18 protein-coding genes are annotated in these 20609 nt (G+C 45.8%); 16 read left to right on the top strand and 2 right to left on the bottom strand.

Going from position 1 to position 20609, the window contains the following annotated elements; translation table 11 throughout:
* Positions 1 to 107: 107 nt before the first annotated feature.
* Entirely contained in the window at positions 108 to 881 is a 774-nt protein-coding gene (locus EV146_RS25040; protein ID WP_158287219.1) for a FixH family protein, read from the top strand.
* A gap of 153 nt (positions 882 to 1034) precedes the next feature.
* Positions 1035 to 2225, top strand: a complete 1191-nt coding sequence (locus tag EV146_RS25035) for a M14 family metallopeptidase (protein WP_132011395.1) — start codon at positions 1035 to 1037, stop codon at positions 2223 to 2225.
* 271 nt (positions 2226 to 2496) lie between these two features.
* Here the strand turns inward: EV146_RS25035 and EV146_RS25030 are convergent, their stop codons facing one another.
* On the bottom strand, positions 2497 to 4893 hold the full coding sequence (locus tag EV146_RS25030) for a M14 family zinc carboxypeptidase (protein WP_132011394.1): 2397 nt from the start codon (positions 4891 to 4893) through the stop codon (positions 2497 to 2499).
* A gap of 255 nt (positions 4894 to 5148) precedes the next feature.
* Here EV146_RS25030 and EV146_RS25025 point away from each other — a divergent pair, with 255 nt between their 5' ends.
* A complete protein-coding gene (locus EV146_RS25025) occupies positions 5149 to 5709 on the top strand; it encodes a GNAT family N-acetyltransferase (protein ID WP_132011393.1) in 561 nt (186 codons plus the stop codon).
* Positions 5710 to 5757: 48 nt separating this feature from the next.
* On the opposite strand, the gene EV146_RS25020 is transcribed toward EV146_RS25025, so the two are convergent.
* Complete coding sequence (locus EV146_RS25020) at positions 5758 to 6114, bottom strand: DUF948 domain-containing protein (RefSeq protein ID WP_132011392.1); 357 nt, start codon at positions 6112 to 6114, stop codon at positions 5758 to 5760.
* 124 nt (positions 6115 to 6238) lie between these two features.
* Here EV146_RS25020 and EV146_RS25015 point away from each other — a divergent pair, with 124 nt between their 5' ends.
* The 13 genes from EV146_RS25015 to EV146_RS24955 all read left to right on the top strand — a co-directional run bounded on the left by EV146_RS25015 (position 6239) and on the right by EV146_RS24955 (position 20514).
* Positions 6239 to 6697, top strand: a complete 459-nt coding sequence (locus tag EV146_RS25015; protein WP_132011391.1) for an SRPBCC family protein — start codon at positions 6239 to 6241, stop codon at positions 6695 to 6697.
* A gap of 9 nt (positions 6698 to 6706) precedes the next feature.
* The gene (locus tag EV146_RS25010) at positions 6707 to 7243 is read left to right on the top strand and encodes an HXXEE domain-containing protein (RefSeq protein WP_132011390.1); all 537 of its coding nucleotides are present in this window, start codon (positions 6707 to 6709) and stop codon (positions 7241 to 7243) included.
* Positions 7244 to 7632: 389 nt separating this feature from the next.
* Positions 7633 to 10071, top strand: coding sequence for a nitrite reductase large subunit NirB (gene nirB / locus EV146_RS25005; protein WP_132011389.1), 2439 nt, complete (start codon positions 7633 to 7635; stop codon positions 10069 to 10071).
* A gap of 22 nt (positions 10072 to 10093) precedes the next feature.
* Entirely contained in the window at positions 10094 to 10402 is a 309-nt protein-coding gene (gene nirD, locus EV146_RS25000; RefSeq protein ID WP_132011388.1) for a nitrite reductase small subunit NirD, read from the top strand.
* A gap of 74 nt (positions 10403 to 10476) precedes the next feature.
* Complete coding sequence (gene cobA / locus EV146_RS24995) at positions 10477 to 11937, top strand: uroporphyrinogen-III C-methyltransferase (protein WP_132011387.1); 1461 nt, start codon at positions 10477 to 10479, stop codon at positions 11935 to 11937.
* Positions 11938 to 11950: 13 nt separating this feature from the next.
* The gene (locus EV146_RS24990) at positions 11951 to 12571 is read left to right on the top strand and encodes a precorrin-2 dehydrogenase/sirohydrochlorin ferrochelatase family protein (protein WP_132011386.1); all 621 of its coding nucleotides are present in this window, start codon (positions 11951 to 11953) and stop codon (positions 12569 to 12571) included.
* A gap of 105 nt (positions 12572 to 12676) precedes the next feature.
* Complete coding sequence (locus tag EV146_RS24985) at positions 12677 to 13594, top strand: DMT family transporter (RefSeq protein WP_132011385.1); 918 nt, start codon at positions 12677 to 12679, stop codon at positions 13592 to 13594.
* 523 nt (positions 13595 to 14117) lie between these two features.
* Positions 14118 to 15275, top strand: coding sequence for a thiolase family protein (locus EV146_RS24980; RefSeq protein WP_132011405.1), 1158 nt, complete (start codon positions 14118 to 14120; stop codon positions 15273 to 15275).
* Positions 15276 to 15315: 40 nt separating this feature from the next.
* The gene (locus EV146_RS28290; RefSeq protein WP_132011384.1) at positions 15316 to 15501 is read left to right on the top strand and encodes a DinB family protein; all 186 of its coding nucleotides are present in this window, start codon (positions 15316 to 15318) and stop codon (positions 15499 to 15501) included.
* On the top strand, positions 15446 to 15808 hold the full coding sequence (locus tag EV146_RS24970) for a DinB family protein (RefSeq protein WP_132011383.1): 363 nt from the start codon (positions 15446 to 15448) through the stop codon (positions 15806 to 15808). The genes EV146_RS28290 and EV146_RS24970 overlap by 56 nt, the downstream gene beginning before the upstream one ends.
* Before the next feature lie 62 nt (positions 15809 to 15870).
* Entirely contained in the window at positions 15871 to 16440 is a 570-nt protein-coding gene (locus EV146_RS24965; RefSeq protein ID WP_132011382.1) for a thioredoxin family protein, read from the top strand.
* Between the two features lie 493 nt (positions 16441 to 16933).
* Positions 16934 to 18655, top strand: a complete 1722-nt coding sequence (locus tag EV146_RS24960; RefSeq protein WP_132011381.1) for an ABC transporter ATP-binding protein — start codon at positions 16934 to 16936, stop codon at positions 18653 to 18655.
* A gap of 47 nt (positions 18656 to 18702) precedes the next feature.
* Positions 18703 to 20514: an ABC transporter ATP-binding protein gene (locus EV146_RS24955; RefSeq protein ID WP_132011404.1), complete on the top strand. Its 1812-nt coding sequence runs from the start codon at positions 18703 to 18705 to the stop codon at positions 20512 to 20514.
* The last annotated feature ends 95 nt before the right edge of the window (positions 20515 to 20609 follow it).

Genomic DNA, 20609 nt, shown 5'->3' with positions numbered 1-20609 from the left:
AGGTTTGCTTATGGATGAACAGAATAAAGTTCATACTTTTAATACAACAGCTATATATAATTAAGGTATTATTAGTTCTAGAATCATATTTGAATAGGGGTATAGACATGAAAAAGATTTCTTTATTGTTTGCATTTTTAATTGTGGGTGTTTTGGCGGCTTGCAGTAATGATGGCGGACAGTCAGAACAGGATCAAGAAGTTCCTGAATTAATTGAAGTGGATTTGCGATTGCCGGAGGGCCAGCTCGAAGCAGGCGCAGCGGTTGTGCTCGAAGCTGCAGTCACACAAGGCAACGAAGTGGTTGAAGACGCGAATGAAGTTAAATTTGAGATCAGGGAGGAGGGAGGAACCGAATCCGAGATGCTTGAAGCCGAGCACAAAGGGAAGGGTGTATACTCTGCTGAAAAACAATTTGACTCGGAGGGGACATACAAAATAACCGCTCATGTTACTGCCAGGGATATGCATAATATGCCAAGCAAGGAGCTGATTGTCGGTAATCCCGCTGAACAAGAGCATCACGAGCATCATGATGATTCAACATCAGGTTCAGGGGAAGAATCCCATGAACACGGCCACGGTCATGAAAGTACCGTCACTGTGGATTTTCAGTCAGGAACGGAGCTGAAGGTCAATGAGAAAACAAATTTATCAGTCTCCATTCAGGAAGCAGGGAAGCCATTGACACAGGCTGAAATCCGTTTCGAAATTTGGAAAGAAGGCCAGGAAAAGCATGAATTCATTGAGGCTGCTGAGGCTGGTGAAGGGGTTTATGAAGCTGAAAGGACCTTTTCCGAGAGCGGTACATACCAAATCAATGTACATGTGACAAAAGGAAGCCTTCACGAGCATCAAATGTTCACCATTACAGTCAAATAAGCTAAATATTGAAACGATGTCAGAAATGCCTTGAGGTCTCACCTCAGGCATTTTTTTTATCTCGGGAAGGAGCTCAGGATAACGGAGAAATAATCCCCCCTCTTCCTGCATATTTTTATACAGATGCGATTCTGAGAACTAGGAGGAGCAGTCATGGATGTTTTTGTAAGACGTGGAGATTCCCTCTGGCAATACAGCCAGGTTTTTAACATTGGACTGCAGCTCATCATTGATTCCAATCGGGATATAGAGCCAGGGAGTTTAGTCATTGGGCAAAGGGTGCGCATACCAGGATATGTGAGCACTGATTATGTAATCAGGCGCGGTGACACACTGTGGGGCATTGCTCAAAGGAGAAATCTTGCCGTGGATGCTCTATCCCTTGTTAATCAAAATATCAATCCAAACCGTCTGAGGGAAGGCCAGGTGATAAAAGTTCCGCAGAAGATCACCTGGAGGCTTGTGCAAGGGAGGAAGGAATATGATTACAGCACGATGATGAATGATTTGAGCAGGCTTGAACGGGTCTATCCCTTTATCAGGCTTCCTTCTGCCGGAAATTCAGTGCTGGGGAGACGGATTCCGGAGGTTCTGGTCGGGAATGGAGCAAAGCGGGTCCACTATAACGGGTCTTTCCATGCAAACGAATGGATTACGACACCCGTTATCATGACCTTTTTAAACGATTATCTTCTCGCTTTGACGAACCGCAATCCGATTCGCGGGCTGTCGATGCAGCGGTTTTATGGAGAGAATTTGCTGTCAGTAGTGCCAATGGTGAATCCTGATGGCGTAAATCTAGTTCTGAATGGGCCGCCCCCTGATGAACCATATCGGAGCTCTGTCGTGGAACTGAATGGGGGAAGCACCGATTTTACCGGATGGAAAGCGAATATCAGGGGCGTGGACTTAAACGACCAATTTCCAGCAAGGTGGGAGCTGGAAAAAGAGCGGAATCAGGTTGGGCCAGGACCAAGAGATTATGTAGGGGAAAGGCCTTTGAGTGAACCGGAAGCCATTGCCATGGCCGAACTTACGAGGCGCCGGGACTTTGCCAGGGTGCTTGCCTTTCATACCCAGGGCGAGGTCATATACTGGGGATTCGAAAACCAGGAACCACCCGAGTCAGAAAGGATTGTTCAGGAATTCGGTCGGGTGAGCGGCTATCAGCCTGTTAAAACCATTGAAAGCTATGCAGGCTACAAAGACTGGTTCATCCAGGACTGGCGCCGGCCGGGCTTTACCGTGGAACTTGGATTCGGCATCAACCCGCTGCCACTTTCCCAGTTTGACGAGATTTATGAGGAGGCGCTGGGAATCTTTCTGGCAGGGCTTTATATGTAAGGGGTAAGGGGGGATTGTGAGTTTGGCCGGCTGGTTTTTTGGGGTTTTATGGATAATGTAGTGTAAAACGGGATTTTCGTAGAGTAAGGGTGTATTTTCGTAGAGAATAGCATGATTATCGTAGAATAAATGGCGGATTCCGGAGTGTAATCGTGAAAAACGTAGAGTAAAACCTGTCTATGATTGCAGCAGTTAATTTGGCTTAATCCGTTTCAACTTAAATAAATAGTCAAAAGCCCGGCATTCATCATGCCGGGCTTCATACATTCTATTACTTTGTAAAAATAGCATTTGATAATAGTCTGAACAGGTAGTCGGTGTGGTCACGGAAGCCTGCCTCGAGACCGATTAGGGTGACGTCTTTATCCTGTTCTTTTACAATGACGGCCTGGCCGCTAGCTTCCTGTGGGTCAAGGACAGTCGATCTGCCACTATCTGCCCAGTGGCCTGCAAGGAAGAAGTCACCATCCCCGAATGAAGCCAATACTTTATCGTTTTCAGTACCTGTATACGAAACTGGACGATAAACAAAACCTAGGTCATTCTTCCCGTATCCAGCAGTTACTCCGGTACCTTCATAGTTCACCTGAACAATACCATTACTGTTTGAACCACCAGAGTTGATCGTATCATCAGTCAAACCAAGGGTTTTGGTCGCTCTTGACGCCCCGGCACCTACAGCGATGTATTTGCCGCCGCCATTAACGAACGAGCTGACATTTGCTTTGAAAGTATCGTATTGTCCTGCATTCTGGAAGCCGAATTCTTTGTTAGCAGCACTTAGATTAGTAGAAATCAAGCTTTCCGTGCCGCTGTAAACAAATACATCGTATCCGTTCAGCCCATTGTCAGCAACCTCGACAGGAGTTACTTCGGTTACATCAAATCCTAGACGCTTAAGTGCAAGTTTTGTGCCGGAATGAGATTGGACTTTCCCCATGCCGCCGTCTTTCAGAATGGCAACCTTCAGGCTGTCAATGGCCTGTGCGCTTTTAGGCACGGCAGCTGTTCCGATTTGCAGTCCGGATTCTTTCACTGCTGCTGATACCTGGTTGGCTGCTGCAACCGCATAGAAGTTGCCGCTCTCTTCATCACGCTTAACCGTAACTCCTTGCTGAAGAAGGGTGTTTACAAGATTAACGGCTTTGACAGAGCTGTTTGGAATCAGGAAAGGCCCTTTGCCAGCAATAGAACCCTGGCCTGCAACCTGATTGACCTTGGAAGCTGTAATATTCACTGCCTCATGGACAGGATTGGCTTCAAAGCCCCAAAGCTCAGGCAGGCTCCATGCGGAAATGTCATACATGGCAGGAGTGTCGTTGGAGATGTCTTCTCCATCCCAAAGCATGGTGTTCGCAAGACCCGCTTTCGCCTGGTCCATTTTTACAATATAGGTTCCTTTACCATAGGATTTGCCGCCTGCTGTAAAGGCCTTTGAAGCTTGTACCACTTCAATGTCATTGTTGATCAGATGGTTAACAGCTTTTTGGGTTACCGTAGGATCCTTTTCGTCCACTGGCAGGATGTAGGCGTTCGGGAAATGGCCGTCTTGATGGGTTGGGTGATCAAAGTTGATGCCCCGCTTAAAAATTTCAATCTGGTCAGTGATCATTGCTTCTTTATTTTCAGTAGCATATTTCAATGAACCCATGATGGCATTGTACATCCAGCGCACGCCGTCTTCATCATTTGTAGGCGCTTCAAGTGTATGCCCGTATGCACCGTGGTACATCGCGTACATTGGAGTGAAGATTGGCGGGTAATCATCCCAGCCAGCCGCATCGTCGCGCTGAGGGATATAAGAGCCATTCATGGTTTGGTACAGGTTTCCTTCAAAGCTAGCCTTATCTTCCATGATTTCAGCTTCCATAGCCTCAGCCTGCGCGTAAGCCCACTTATTATAAAGATCATATTCATAGTTAGGGTTATGAGGAGGCGTACATGGCTCAATCAATCCTTGCAGATTCGGTCCGTAATTTTTCACGTACCCGTGCGTATCCAGGAAGACCATCGGGTTCCATTCTTTAAGCAACTCAACTGTTTCCCTTGTTTCAGGCTGTGACTGCGTGATGAAGTCACGATTCAGGTCGATTCCCTCTCCATTGAAGCGGGTGGCGTCCACACGGCCGTCAGGGTTTTGGACGACGTTAAAAATAAGGATATTATTTGCAAGGATCTTCTTTGTTTCTGCATCATTCTGTGTAGCAAAGCGTTCAATCAGCTGCATGACCGCATCGGTTCCGACAAACTCTGTCCCATGAATGGAACCATTGATCATGATCGGCACTTTGAAGTCAGGGTTTGCCTTTATCCAATCCTGGGCCTTCCCAGGGTTCTTGAACATTCGCTTCCTTAAAGCCTGGATTTTGCCGAACTTTCCTTGTGTGGTCGGATCAGCGATGGTAACCACATAGAGGGGATGTCCATCTGATGAGGTTCCCTTTACCTCAACCTTTACACGGTTGGATTGCTGGTCGATTTCCGCCAGCTTTCCCCCGATCTTTGAAAACTTCATAAAGTCATAGTTTTCCGAGTTAAACAGGCTTCCGTCCTTTTCTTCATTGACGTTTACGTTTTGCCACTTTGGACTTTCCGCAAGCACTGCCCACGGTGTGGATGTCAGCAGGCTGACAGCAAGAAGTCCGGAAATAACCTTTCCCTTTTTCAACGAAATCCCTCCATGTATTGTTAAGATGCTTTATGTATAATTATACGGTAATTGTATTTTAATTAGAGAGGCGAATTAATACAATGGTACCTTTATACTGATTTTAAAATGTTCAGAAACTAATATATATGCAAAAAGAACTAGTTGATTTACGCTGATAGGGTCCGTATCGTATTGCTCCTTAATGCGTACCGATTAAATAGTCCAATTATTCAAAAAGAGTTACAATAAAAACGAGGGGAGACGTGAATATAAATGAATCCAATTATTCTGGATATTCCTGAGGAGTTTACAACAAAAAGACTGCTCATACGAATGGCGCGGTCTGGTGATGGTGAAGCTGTGTTTAACGCGTTGGAGGCTTCAAAGAACGAATTAAAACCATGGATGCCATTTGCCCAGAAAGATCAGTCCAGGGAAGACGTTGAAGGAAATATCCGCCAGGCAATTGCCAATTATATAAAAAGAGAAGACTTGCGGCTGCTGGTGTTCCTTCGTGAAACGGGTGAGTTCATAGCTTCATCAGGATTGCATCGCATCAACTGGTCAGTGCCCAAATTTGAAATAGGATACTGGATCGATTCAAGGTTCAGCGGCTGCGGATATATGACAGAAGCAGTCGAAGGAATTGCCGATTTTGCAAGGGAGGAATTGAAGGCCCGCAGAATTGAAATCCGCTGTGATTCCAAGAATATCAAAAGCCGGGCTATTCCCGAGCGACTGGGTTTTAAGCTGGAAGGCATTTTGAAGAATGATGATGTATCCGCTGATGGAACAGAGCTGAGGGATACCTGCGTATATGCGAAATATTTTTAATGAAAAAAACCGAAAGCGTCATGCTCCCGGCTATCTTTTCATTTGAAATTAGGCACGGTTTTGGTGGGCCATTTTCCATAGTCGTCCTTTTCTCCTGCGTTCTAAAGCAGCAACCGGCTTGGTTTTGGCAAGCTGCTTGAACATTACCGGAGTTTGTTTGACAGCGAAAACAGCCGAATTGACCGCTTTCTTTTTATCTTCAATATCAGCCATGATTTCCTGCTGGTTATCTTTAAGCTTATCGGTTTCTGTCTTGATCGTATCCGCTTTTACCTGCATCCGCTGGGCAGTTTCGTTCAGGCTATCCATTGCAGGTTTCGATGCTTTGATTGTCTTGAAGACAGCAAAACCCAGATAAGCAAGCGAGCCGATAACAACCGCAAGACTTAAGTAGACAATGATCATTTGAGTTGGACCTCCTTTTTCGTAGTATAAAAATATTTACCCCAAATGATTCAAAACGTAACGGGGAATTGCTGGCAGTACATATATTTTAGGATTAATCTTTAAAATCGAGGGAGTGGGCCATTTGAAAAAATGGAGCAGCGAGACTGAAATTGAGGCGCCGATTGAACAAGTATGGAAGCTGTTCAATTCATCGCTTGAAGAAATGCAAAAGATCATGCCGCAGGTGATTGGACATGAGCCTGTAAAAGTAACCCCTGAAGGAACAGGGAGTATCTTCCGGCAAAAATACAAGGAAGGAAAAAGAGTGGTGGAGTATGATGTAGAAACACTGGAATATCTTAATACTCCTGATGCAAAGAAGCTGAAGGTCGGGTTTGTGTTGGCGAATATGTTCGAAATTACCGCGCTTTATGAGTTGGCCAAAGTAAATGAAAATAAAATTTCTTTTAGTTATACGGCAACAAATATGGCCTTAAAATGGTATGCGAAGATTTTTCTTCTATTTGCAAATAAAAAGACAGTGGTATCCTTCGTTGAAAAGGTAAAACAAACTGCCGAGGCAGCAGAACATAAGAGATAGGGGGAGTTCATTCTGGAGTGGCTGTCTGATCAACTAAGTATAAGTACCCTGATTTGGCTGTTCCCGATAACCTTTCTGCTGCATGATTTTGAAGAGATCATCTTCGTGGAACAGTGGTTTAAAAAAAATTATAACGCAGTAATAAATAAGATTCCTGGCAGAATGAAGCCCACTGTGCAAAGCCTCTCCCAGACCACTGCAGCAAGATTCTCCATCCCAGTCTTTATTCAATTCGTGGTATATGTAATCGCCGCCTATCTTGCCGCCGAGAAACAATACTACGGAATGCTCCTTGGATTTAATTTACTATTGTTTCTGCATGTATTCACTCACCTGGGACAAACAATATTGTTTAAAATTTACGCTTTAGGAACAGGAACTGCTCTTGTCATTACATTGCCGTATTCTCTCTATTTATTTTATCGGCTGTTACAAGAGAGAGTAATTGATTACCCGGATCTCCTTTTGAACCTGCCATTCGGCATTATAACGATTCTCATTGTATGGGGAGGACACAGGATTGCACCAAAAATTCTGCCCACATAATATCCCGTGACAGGAGACCCGGCCTGCCGGATAAAAGATTTAAATCGGAACAGAACTGAAAAATCCCATGATAGGAATCCAGACATTTTAAAGTATCCAGAAAAGGGATGCTTTTTTTATTGGCTTGTTTTCTAAGCAGCAGCTTAACCGAAGGAAGGTCACGTAGAAGGACGCTACGATCCCAAAACCCCAATGGAAATTCCCGAGACCCAGCATTATGCTTTGGGTCTTTAAATTTGACATATTTGTGAAATGGGGCGTAAGTTACCAGTTTTGTTACAAATGCCACAAATATAATCACATTTTAGGCTTTACAATGTAAACATGAACACCACATAAATACCTTAACCAAGCTGTAAATAGGAGCGGTATAGGAGGTAATGTTAACAATGGAAAAGAAAAATTTAGTGATGATAGGTAACGGCATGGCCGGTGTAAGGACTATAGAAGAAATATTGAAATTCAGCCCGGAGGCTTTCAAGATTACCATTTTTGGGGATGAGCCTCATCCAAACTATAATCGGATTCAGCTGTCAACAGTTCTGCAAGGGGATACTGTTGTGGAAGATATCATTTTAAACAGCTGGGAATGGTACAAAGAAAATCAAATCGAACTATTTACAGGTGAAGCGGTCACCCAAATCGATCCTGACAAAAAACAGGTAATTTCTGAAAAGGGACGCACGGTCCCTTATGATGAACTGATTATCGCTACGGGGTCCAGTTCGTTTATTCTGCCAGTGCCTGGTGCTGATAAGTCGGGAGTTACGGGATTCCGTGACATAAAAGATTGCGAAATTATGATTAAGACGGCGAAGGATTATAAAAAAGCTGCGGTCATTGGTGGCGGCTTGCTCGGGCTTGAAGCAGCGCGGGGCTTGCTGAACCTTGGCATGGAGGTGGATGTTATCCATTTAATGCCTCATCTGATGGAGAGGCAGCTGGATGCAGCAGCTTCAAAAATGCTGAAGCAGGAGCTTGAAAGCCAGGGAATGAACTTCCTGATGGAAAAGCAGACAGCCGAAATTCTTGGTGAAGACCGGGTAACGGGACTTCGATTTACAGATGGCTCGGAAATTGAGGCCGACCTGATTGTTATGGCCGTTGGAATCAAACCTAACGTCCAGCTGGCCAAAGACAGCGGAATTTATGTGAACCGCGGAATCGTCGTGGATGATTACATGCGCACGAATATTCAGAATGTGTACGCAGTCGGTGAATGTGCCGAGCACAGAGAGATTGTTTATGGATTGGTTGCCCCTTTATATGAACAGGGAAAGGTGCTTGCATCCAGCGTATGCGGAATGGAAACAAAGCCATATGAAGGTTCCCTTGTAGGGACTGGACTGAAGGTTTCTGGTGTGGACCTGTTTTCCGCCGGTGAAATTGAAGACGATCCAAAGACAAAAGCGATCAAGGTTCACAACGAATTCGACGGCGTTTATAAAAAAATTCTCATCCGTGACAATACGATTGCCGGAATCGTCCTTTACGGAGAGACAAAGGACAGCTCGAGGCTTTTCCGCATGATGGTCAAAAAGGAAGATGTGAGCGGCATGACGAGCGTCTCCATCCTTGAATCCGGCTGCTGCGGCGGAGGCGGAGATTCCAGCGACGTAGCGACCATGGCGAATGAAGAGATTGTCTGCGGCTGCAACGGGGTTTCAAAAGGAACGATTGTGGATGCGATTAAGACGAAGGAGCTTACAACCGTAGATGAAGTTGGAAGCTGTACGAACGCAGGCCGTTCTTGCGGCCGCTGTAAATCACTGATTTCCGATATCCTGGCTCATACACTTGGGGACAAGTACGATACCGCTGCCAAGAAAACGGCACTTTGCGGCTGCACGGACCTTAGCCGAGATGAAGTGGTAGCCGAAATTAAGGAAAAAGGCCTTACGAGTATTAAGGAAGTCATGAATGTACTGGGCTGGAAGCAGGAGGAAGGCTGCTCTAAATGCCGTCCTGCACTGAACTATTACCTTGGGATGATTCTTCAGGAACAATATTTGGATGAGAGGGATTCTCGCCTGGTCAATGAAAAGATGCATGCCAACATCCAGAAGGATGGCACTTACTCTGTGGTTCCAAGGATGTATGGCGGGGTTACTACCGCAGCCGATCTCAAGAAGATTGCAGAAGTGGCCGAGAAATACGATGTGCCGCTGGTAAAACTGACGGGGGGACAGCGAATCGGACTGTTCGGGGTCAATAAAGAAGATCTTCCTGCCATGTGGGAAGACCTGGGGATGCCATCAGGCTACGCCTACGGAAAAACACTGAGGACAGTGAAAACCTGTGTCGGTGCGAAATTCTGCCGCTTTGGAACCCAGGACAGCATGGGGCTTGGAATTGAGCTTGAGAAGAAATTTGAACGCCTGGATACTCCGCATAAAGTCAAAATGGGCGTATCAGCCTGCCCGCGAAACTGTGCAGAAGCAGGCATCAAAGATTTTGGTGTTGTCGGCATTGACGGCGGCTGGGAAATCTATGTTGCCGGAAATGGCGGTACCGATCTTCGTGCAGGTGATTTGCTGGAAACCGTAAAAACGAAGGAAGAAGTGATGGAGCTCATCGGGGCCTTCATGCAGTATTACCGCGAGACAGCCAATTATCTGGAACGTACATCAAAATGGGTTGAGCGCGTCGGCCTGGATCATGTCAAGGGGATCCTTGCAGATGAAAACACAAGGAAAGAATTGAATGAGCGGCTCGACAAAACGCTGGAAAAATACAATGAGCCTTGGAACGAAGCTATTGAAAATAAAGAAATTCAGGAAAAGTACTATCAAAAACGTGAAATTCCTGGGAAGCCAATTCTTGTTTAAACTTTTAGCAGAGGTGAAAGTAATGCAAAAAATACATGTTGCTGATTATGCCGCTCTTCCGGAAAGAGCGGGGCAGGTGGTTGACCTGGGCGGGGAACAAATCGTGCTTTTCCGGCTGTCAAACGGAGAGGTCAAGGCGGTAGAAAACCGGAGCCCCCATCCAAAAGGCGGGACACTTGGAGAAGGTCTTGTGAGCGGTGAATACTTGTATTGTCCCGTTTATGACTGGAAAATCTCATTAAATGACGGAAAAGTCCAGGCCCCGGATCAGGGACAGGTGAAAATCTACCAAGTAGATAGAGACGGGGAGCAGGTTTTTGTCGTAAAATAAGATAAATGTATTTAGGAGAGAACAGTTAACATGTTCTCTCTTATTTTTAAATTGCAGCAGAGGGGTGAAGGCACATGGGGATAGGGAAAGTGTTTTTAGTTGGAGCTGGGCCCGGAGAAGTCGGGCTGATTACGGTAAAAGGATTGGAAGCCATAAAGCAGGCAGATGTCATTTTATATGACCGTCTTGCCAATCCGAAGCTGCTACAGTTTGCCCCGCCAGGCTGTGAGCTGATTTATGGTGGAAAGCTGCCTGACCGCCATATCCTGAGGCAGGATGCCATCAATCGCTTACTGGTTGAAAAAGCGCTTGAAGGAAAAGTGGTTGTTCGTTTAAAAGGAGGAGACCCCGGGGTTTTCGGAAGAGTAGGTGAGGAGGCAGAAGCACTGGCTGACCAGGGAATTTCCTATGATATTGTCCCTGGGGTTACGTCGGGGATGGCGGCACCGCTTTATGCAGGAATTCCTGTCACACACCGTGAATTTGGGGAAAGCTTTGCTGTCGTCACTGCCCACGACAAATCCAAGAATGGGCAGCCTAATTTAGATTGGAAGAGCTTTGCTTCCGGGATTGATACGATTGCATTTTATATGGGAATTTCCAATCTCCCGTATATTTGCGATAACCTGATTGCCCATGGCAAACGGCCAGACACGCCGGTCATTTTAATTCAGTGGGGAACTTTTGGACGACAGAAAACGCTTGAAGGGACTCTTGAGACAATCGCAGAGAAGGTCGCCGCCGAGAAGTTTTCCAATCCTGCCATTACTTTGGTCGGTGATATTGTATCGGTCCGCAATAAATTAAGCTGGTTCGAAAAGAAGCCATTGTTCGGCCGCCAGATCCTTCTTGCCCGTACGGGAACGAATGAGAGCAGCCTTGCGAGAGAGCTTGATTATCATGGGGCGGATGTAATTGAATTTCCAAGGTGGAAAAAAGTTAAGGCACCAGCGGACAAGGGATTGTTGGCTAGAATTGGTTCCTACGGCCGAATTCTTTTTACCTCTCCTGAAAGTGTCACTGATTTCTTTGAGGTTCTTTTTAAACAGGGGATTGATATCCGGAAAATAACAGCGGACCTTTATGGTGGTTCAACGAAATCAGTGAGGGCTTTGAACGAAAAGGGACTAAAAGCGAACCTGGTGGGCGAAATGCAGGAAACAGGTGAACTGCTCATCGTGGGGGACTCCTCCCTCCAAAATCAGTTCAAAGAAAATGACTTTTATATTACGAGTACAAAGGAAATTGATGCAGAATTCCTCCCGATCTTTAACCGAATGTTTGAGGAAGCCACTGTCAATACAGTCATTTTTCCATCAGGAGCTTCAGTAAAGCAGTTTATGAAGGAAGGAATTGAAAGTGGCCTGATTCCGGAGGAGACTTTAAGGAACTCCGATCTTGTCTGCCTTGGACAAAACTCTGAAGAAGCACTGAAGGAGTTTCACTACCAGGCAGATTTGATACCGGATAAACCAGATAAAGCCAGCCTGATTGAATGTTTGGCACAAGCGAAGAACAGCGGCATTCTCGGGTAATGAAGGTGATAGGATGACATATCCCGTATTTCTCGAATTAAAAGGCAGGCAGGCAGCGGTAGTGGGCGGAGGAAAGGTAGCCCAGCGCAAGGTTGAGGGATTGCTGGAAGCTGGGGCCCAAGTAATTGTGATCAGCCCCGATTTGACTGAAAGGCTGCAGGATTTTGCAGCGGAAAATAAGGTGGGCTGGAAGAATAAGTTCTTTTCACCGGATGATATAAAAGACGCATTCATCATTATTGCTGCAACCGATGACAAAGAAGTCAACCTGCTGGTAAAAAGGTCGGCTGGGAAACATCAGATTGTGAATCTGGCTGATAACCAGGAGGAGTCAGACTTTCAGGTTCCTTCCGTAGTTAATCGGGGAAAATTAAAGCTTGCTGTTTCCACATCGGGAGCAAGTCCGATTCTCGCCAGGAAAATTCGGGAGCAGCTTGAAAAGCTTTATGGCGGGGAGTACGAGGGCTACCTCGAGTTTCTTCACGAAAGCCGGAAAAAAATTTTGGACCAGGTAAAAGACCCGGCTGTAAAGAGGCAGCTTTTGACTGCAATAACAGACAAAGAATTCTATGGGGATTGTGATCGGGAAGCACGGCTGCAGGAGCTTTTAAGAACTGTCAGGGAACAAGAGTAATCATGGGGAGAAACAGTTCTGGTTTCTCCTCTTTTTTTATATCTTTCGATTAGCGAACGATGTTATGATATAGAGTAAAACGCTGATCTGAAAGAAGGGCAAGTCTTGAACAATATCAAAATTTACTTAATCCTGACAGGCATTATGTTTAGCTGGGGGATGAATGTGACAGCAATCAAAACGCTGGTCCGGTACTTTCCTGTCATCACGATACAATCACTGCGAGTTTTCTTTGCAGGAGTCGTGGTGTTTCTGATCCTGGCGCTGCTGAAGAAGATCAGGAAACCCTCAGGGTCTGAGTATGTATATATCGTTGCAGGCGGCCTGCTGAATGTAACCAGCCATCATTTATTTCTTGGAATGGGCCTCTCGGAAACCTCAGCTGTAAACGGGGGACTGATCCTTGGCCTCGGGCCGCTTCTGACCGCGTTAATGGCCATTCTCTTTCTCGGGAACAGACTCACCTACATTCGGTCAATGGGATTCCTGTTCGGTACTGTCGGGATCTTGCTTACGGTGCTGGGAGGGGGGAAAGGCCTGAGCGGTATCTCGATTGGGGATTTTTATATTTTTATCTCCATCTTCACGCAGGCTGCAAGCTTTATCCTGATTTCTAAAGCGGCACGCACAATGGATCCGCGGCTTTTAACAGGCTATATGCTCGTTTTCGGTTCCATTGTCTTATTTTTTATCGGCCTGTGGCTGGAGCCAGAAGGACTCCACAGCATCCGAATTGGATCGATCCTTTTATGGAGCCTCTTTCTCGGTTCGGCAATCGTTGCAACCGCCATTGGCCACATGCTGTACAATTATGCTGTAGGAAAGGTGGGGCCTGCGGAAACATCCATCTTCCTGAATTTAAATACTTTCTTCTCTTTGGTCGGTGCGGTCGTTTTTCTCGGTGAAGAGATGACAGTGTACCATTTGTTCGGGCTGGTGTTTATCGTGGCAGGTGTCTTATTCGGATCCGGGGCGCTCGAGGAATTGACGCTGAAAAGGAAATCAGTGAGGAGAGCCGCCTAGTTTTTAATTGGTGTAAAAATGAAGTAGCGGAGAGGGCTGGCTCTCTTCGCTCTTTTCATGTGGATGTATTGTAAAGTAACTTATTCTCGGAATTTATGAAAATTAATTTCTAGAATCCATTATAATAAAGTAAAGTTTTTTGGCTTAATATGTAAACGTTTACAAACAATGATGGCGCAGCGTCAATCATGCTAGCAAAAGGATGAGTAAGGAGATTTTAGAAATCATACGGAAATTTCCTGGAAAGGAGGCATATCCATAGTATGAAAACGGCGAAGAAGAGGGGAGGGTTCCTGGAGCATTCCAGGAGAAATTGGGTCAGCAGGGCTATTTGCCCCTATCTACAGGCTGACTGGGGATTTTCAGGTGTGTGCCCGAGCAAAGCAGTCTTATGGAAGAATACCAGATTCCGAGAATACTGGAATATCTGGTTGGCAGCATCTATACAGTATGATTCCTTGAAAATGTTGAAATGAATGGATTATAAAATCAGTCAGCCCAAGCGGGTGAAAGGAAGATGAACATGCGTGAAGCCGTCATAGTAGAGGGAGTAAGGACTCCGGTCGGCCGGAGAAATGGAGTTCTAAAGGGCATTCGGCCGGACATCCTTGCGGCAGAGGTTTTAAAGGAGCTTGTAAATCGGGCGGGAATCAATGCATCGCTTGTCGAAGATGTCATTTTGGGATGTGTCACTCAGGCTGGAGAGCAGGCTGGAGATATAGCAAGGGTAGCGGCACTGACTGCAGGCTTTCCTATTGAAGTGCCGGGAACTACGATTGACCGGCAATGTGGGTCAAGTCAGCAGGCTGTACATTTTGCAGCTCAAGCTATTATATCGGGGGACATGGATGTTGTCATTGCTGGCGGGGTTGAGAGTATGTCGCGAGTCCCGATGGGATCCAATTATGGAGAGGCGAAACCATTCAGTACCCAGCTGGAGGGGAAATATGAAATGATCCATCAGGGGTTGTCAGCAGAAAGAATTGCTGAAGTGTATGGATTTACCCGGCAGCAGCTGGATGAATTTTCTGTCGAGAGCCATAGACGGGCCCTGAAGGCGCAGGAAGAAGGATATTTTGACAGGGAAATCATGCCGATCAAGGTCATTCAGGAAAACGGCGAAACGGTGATGGTCAACGAGGATTCGGGTCCCCGGAAAGGGACGACTGCCGAGATCCTGTCAGGGTTAAAAACAGTCTTTAAGCAGGATGGAGTCATACATGCAGGCAATTCGAGCCAAATCAGTGATGGTGCAGCAGCATTGCTCCTGATGTCTCGTGATAAAGCGGAGGAGCTGGGACTGAAGCCACGATTCCTTGTGCATACCAGAGCAGTAGTTGGTTCGGATCCGACGATGATGCTGACAGGGCCAATCCCTGCAACGGAGAAGGTGCTGGAAAAAGCCGGGCTTACCATCGAGGATATTGATGTTTTTGAGGTGAATGAAGCCTTTGCTCCTGTACCAATGGCCTGGTTGAAAGCGACGGGTGCTCCCAAGAAAAAGCTGAACCCAAACGGAGGAGCCATAGCTCTTGGGCATCCGCTCGGCGCAAGCGGTGCCCGGCTGATGGTATCCATGATGCATGAACTGGAACGGACTGGGGGCAGGTATGGGCTGCAGACCATGTGCGAAGGCCATGGAATGGCTAATGCCACCATTATTCAGCGCCTGGAAAATTAACACCAATGTAATTTAATTAAGTAATAATGTGGTGAGGTGAATGCAGATCATGCTTGAGCAGCTTCAGGAAACGAGAAAGAAGTTAATGGAAAGCTTTGCAGGTTTATCTGACCTGCAGTTGAACCAGGCACCTGGCTCAGGAAGCTGGAGCATTGCCCAGGTGCTGCACCATGTACAGCAGAATCGAGTCTTATTTTATTTCCCTTGTAAACAAGGCATTGAGTGAACCGGGACAAAGGGCCGAGGAAAGGGATCTGTCCCAGGTGACGGACCGGACGAAAAAAAGAAAGTCCCCGATTGAGCCATCTTCCGAGTTTAAAAGCAGGGAAGAGCTCGTTTCGAGACTGAATGACTCAAGAGGAAAGGTCATAGCTGTGCTCAATAAAACAGACCCCGGGACACTTCTTGACAAATCGATTTTCCATCCTGCTTTTGGAATGCTCAGCTTAAAGCAGACACTGGAATTCATCGGCAGCCTTGAACTGCGTCATATTGGACAAATCGAAGAGATTAAACAATACTTAAGAGGATAAAGTAAAGAGGGCGCCTTCAAGGTGCCTTTTGGATTGATTTTTAAGGGAAAGGAATGAATAGCATGAAGACACTGAACGACTGGTATAAACAAGGTCTGACAAGCAGTGAGTATATACAGGGGATGAGCGTCAATAAGGAAAAAATGCTCAGCATTTATAATCGCTCCAGTCTGAAAGAGGAGCAGAAGGAATATCTGCATTCGCTTCAGGAACAAGGATTGCGGGCGCTGGTTCTCACGGCGGACTGGTGCGGAGATGCCATGGTAAATATTCCTCTCTTCATGAGGATTGCCAATGAAGCACTCATCGATATCAGGTACTTTATCCGTGATGAAAATCTCGAATTAATGGATCAGTATCTTACGAACGGCAAGTCACGCTCTATTCCAATCATTGTGATAATCGACAAAAATGGCAGCGAAGTGGCAAGATGGGGTCCAAGGGCACCAGAAGGACAAGAGCTGGCTGATGAATTATTTGGCTCCCTGCCTGCTAAAGGGACACCGGAATTTGACGAAGCGTTTAAAAAGGCCATTCCAGAATTCCAAAGAAAACTGACTGAGGACAAGCAGCTCTGGGAAGCCATTACAGATCATATCATCTTTACATTAAAAAGCAATGTGCCTGTCTAAGGCGGATTGCTTTTTTTCAATGGAGAAGCATCGATAATAAAGAGTGGATAGAAAGCTGGAGGGTGGGGCAGAGGTTCATAGGAAAGCTGCAACGTATTCTATTAATGTTCATACGACCCAAGAAAGGGAAACCCGGGAAGAAGGGGATCATGAAATGTTTCATAACGCCCGTAAACCAGCAGTGGTCTTAAAAAAGGAAATCATGGGGCGTTTGCAATGCCCAAATCGATGCCCAATGGTTCCTTTCGGATGCAAAATCTCTAAAAGGGAACCGCTCACAGCAACAGCCAAGTGTCCTTGATTGACGTAAGGAGAACAATCGGCAAATATAATAAAAGGAAGGTTCAGAATGATGTAGTATAATTAAACCCCCTTGAGATTTTCCTTTTTTATGAAAATTGTAAAAAATCAAATGGATTAATAGTATAATACGAGTATTAAATTCATTTCGCCAGACGAAATACTGGGAATACATATCTGGAGGCTGTCCTAAATGAAGGTCTTTTCTTTCTTGAAATCTTACCGAATGGCGATGGGGGTTGCGCTTGCCCTTATGCTGGTGGAGCTTGCAGTTGAACTCGGCCAGCCGCTCCTGATGGCCAAAATCATTGATGAAGGCATCGCGCAAAATGATTTTCAAACAGTGGTCCATTTGGGCGTCATCATGCTGGGGATATCGCTGCTTGCTTTTATCTCGGGAATAACGAATTCTTTTTTTGCTGCGTATGCGAGCCAGAACTTTGGCTTCGATATCCGAAAGAGCTTATTTACGAAAGTTCAGGCTTTTTCTTTTGCAAACTTCAATAAATTCCCCGCTTCCTCGCTTATTACCAGAATGACAAATGATGTGAATCAGCTGCAAATGACCCTTTTCATGAGTCTGAGGATCGCCTTGAGGGCACCTCTCCTTGTCATTGGCGGAATAACTTTAGCCATTATGGTTAATGTCAAGCTGGCCCTGGCCTTTTTAATCGTCATACCCTTTTTGATCTTCTTTTTAATTTGGATCATGAAACGGTCATCAAAGCTGTTCTTCATGGTTCAGCAGAGGCTTGACAGAGTAAATGGTGTCATGCGTGAGAACCTTGCAGGGATTCGGCTGATTCGGGCCTTTTCCAGAGGCACGTACGAAGCAGGAAGGTTTAAAGATGCCAATCAGGAGCTGATGGACCGGACCGCCCACGCACTAAGGGTAACGGAGACAGCGATTCCTGTCCTGTTGTTTTTTATGAATCTTGCTGTACTGGCTGTTCTCTGGTTTGGAAACATGGATATTCACTCGGGGAAGGTAACGGTGGGTGAAGTGGTGGCCATTGTTAATTACTCAGCGAGGATTACAGCCGCTTTTTCGATGTTTTCCTGGATTATCATGGTACTTTCCCGTGCGATTGCTTCCTCTAAGCGGATTGAGGAAATACTTGATGCAGATGCCGATATTGCAGAAGGTAGACATAAATTGGCAGAAAGCAAAAAGGCAGGAGCAAAAGTTGAATTCAAGAACGTGTCTTTTCATTATCCAGATACAAATACAGAGGTGCTGAAAGGAATCAATTTCAATGCTGCGCCCGGGGAAACGGTCGCACTGCTTGGAGCGACCGGCTCGGGGAAATCTTCATTGTTTCAGCTGATTCCCAGGCTTTACGACCCTTCTGAGGGAACAGTTGAAATTGATGGCGTGGACATACGGTCGCTCGAGTTTGATCATCTGCGGAGGCAAATTGGGTACGTGCCGCAGGAAGCTCTGCTTTTTACAGGGAGCATTATGGAAAATCTCGCCTGGGGCAAAGAGGATGCTACTCTGGATGAAATGAAATCGGCAGCTCACGATGCCCAAATTCATGACACAATTGAAAGACTGCCGGCAAGATATGAAGCGATGCTTGGCCAAAAAGGCATAAATTTGTCCGGGGGCCAAAAACAGAGGCTGTCGATTGCGAGGGCTCTTGTAAAAAAACCAAGGATTTTACTGCTGGATGACAGTACTAGTGCACTCGATCTAAAAACAGAAGCCAGGCTTCTTGAAGCGTTGAAAACCTACAACTGTACAACGCTGATTATTACACAAAAAATCAGTACCGCCAAAGAAGCGGATAAAATCCTGCTGCTGGAGGACGGAAGCATCATTGCTTCAGGAGACCATGAACACCTCATGGCAACTTCAGGGCTTTACCGGGACATCCTTCAATCGCAGCTTGGAATAGAGCAATCAGGTTAGTTTCACCAGCTTTAGCTTTGGAAAACAGTAAGATCGCTAAGTCCACAATGGGCTGGAATGGGAAACAGAGAGGTGAATATAAGTTGAAACATGAGAACAAGGTTGATCGAGGCAGTTTTACCCGAACGGTTAAAAGAATCTGGAAGTACCTCTCCGTTCACAAAGGCCTTTTAAGCGGAGTTTTGCTGATGGTTGTTATGAGCTCGGCGCTCGGATTGCTTGGGCCCTACATTATCGGCCATACAATTGATACCCATTTAGCGGTTAAAAGCACCGATGGACTGGGATGGATCCTGACAGGGCTCGGGGCGGTTTACCTTCTTCACTCCGTTTCCCTTTGGCTCCAGAATTATTGGATGATTGGAATTGCACAGGAGACCGTCTATACAATGAGGACACAGCTGTTTGCCAAGCTTCACTGGCTGCCCATTCGTTTCTTCGACAAACGGCAGTACGGGGAATTAATGAGCCGTGTCACCAATGATATAGAAAACGTCTCTTCCACATTGAACAGTTCGGTGATCCAGATCTTTTCCAGTATCCTTACCCTGATTGGAACCCTCTCTGTCATGCTGTGGCTAAGCCCGCTGCTTACGGTCATCACCATGATAATCGTTCCCCTGATGTTTGTAGGGATGAAGTGGATTACCAGCCGCACTGGCAGACTCTATAAAGAGCAGCAAAAGAATCTTGGAGATCTGAACGGGTTTATTGAAGAAACGATTTCCGGACAAAAAATCATTAAAACCTTTTCCCAGGAACAAAAGGTTATTTCTGAATTTCTTGTGAAAAGTGAAAATCTAAAACAAGCTGGCTATTGGGCACAGGTGTATACAGGCTTCATTCCCAAGCTGATGAATATGCTAAATAATTTAAGCTTTACAATTGTAGCTGCTGCCGGCGGGATATTTGCATTAAATGGAATGGTCTCGATCGGGACGATTGTCATTTTTACTGAATATGCCCGGCAGTTTACAAGACCGCTGAATGATTTGTCCAATCAATTCAATACATTGCTTTCCGCTGTTGCCGGAGCAGACCGTGTATTTGATATCCTTGATGAGCAGGAAGAAGCATCTGATGAAAAACAGGCAATAGAGCTGAGCATGGTAAAGGGCGAGGTGGAATTTGATGAAGTATCCTTCTCCTATGATGGAGATGAGGATACTGTTCAGCATATAAGCTTCCGTGCCTCGCCGGGAGAAAGTGTTGCACTGGTAGGGCCTACAGGTGCAGGCAAATCAACCATTATCAACTTGATTACTAGGTTTTATGAGCCTGACAAAGGCAGAATCCTGATTGATGGGCATGAAAGCCGGAGCATAAAGCGCGAAAGCCTGAGAAGCCACATGGCTTTTGTCCTGCAGGATTCCTTCCTTTTTGAGGGAACGGTCAGGGAAAATATCCGCTATGGGCGGCTGGATGCCAGTGACGAGGAAGTCGAACAGGCGGCCATCGCGGCTAATGCCTACAATTTTATCAAGCGGATGCCGGATGGATTCGATACATTGTTAAGACAGGATGGTTCGGGGATTTCCCAGGGGCAGAGACAGCTGTTATCCATCTCGCGGGCCATTCTGGCTGACCCGTCCATCCTGATTCTGGATGAAGCCACAAGCTCCATTGATACCATCACGGAATTGAAAATTCAGGAAGGGCTGAAAAGGCTAATGAAAGGAAGAACTTCTTTCATCATAGCCCACAGGCTTAACACCATCCAGCAGTCGGATCAAATCCTGGTAATTGAGAGCGGGCGGATCATTGAGAAAGGCTCCCATGATGAATTGCTTCGAAAGAAAGGCTTCTATCACGGTTTGTATCAGAATCAATTTAAGCGTCATGCTGCAAGAGCGCTATAAGTCCTGAGTTATGAAACTCTTCGTAAAAAGTAAAGTATTTAAAATTGTTTGACACAAAGCGTAAATTATATTAAAATCAGTTTTAACTTACTGAA

Origin of the sequence: Mesobacillus foraminis (assembly GCF_004340465.1) — a bacterium.
In the GTDB taxonomy this organism is placed as follows: domain Bacteria; phylum Bacillota; class Bacilli; order Bacillales; family Cytobacillaceae; genus Mesobacillus_B; species Mesobacillus_B foraminis.
This window is presented reverse-complemented; position numbering and strand designations above follow the sequence as displayed.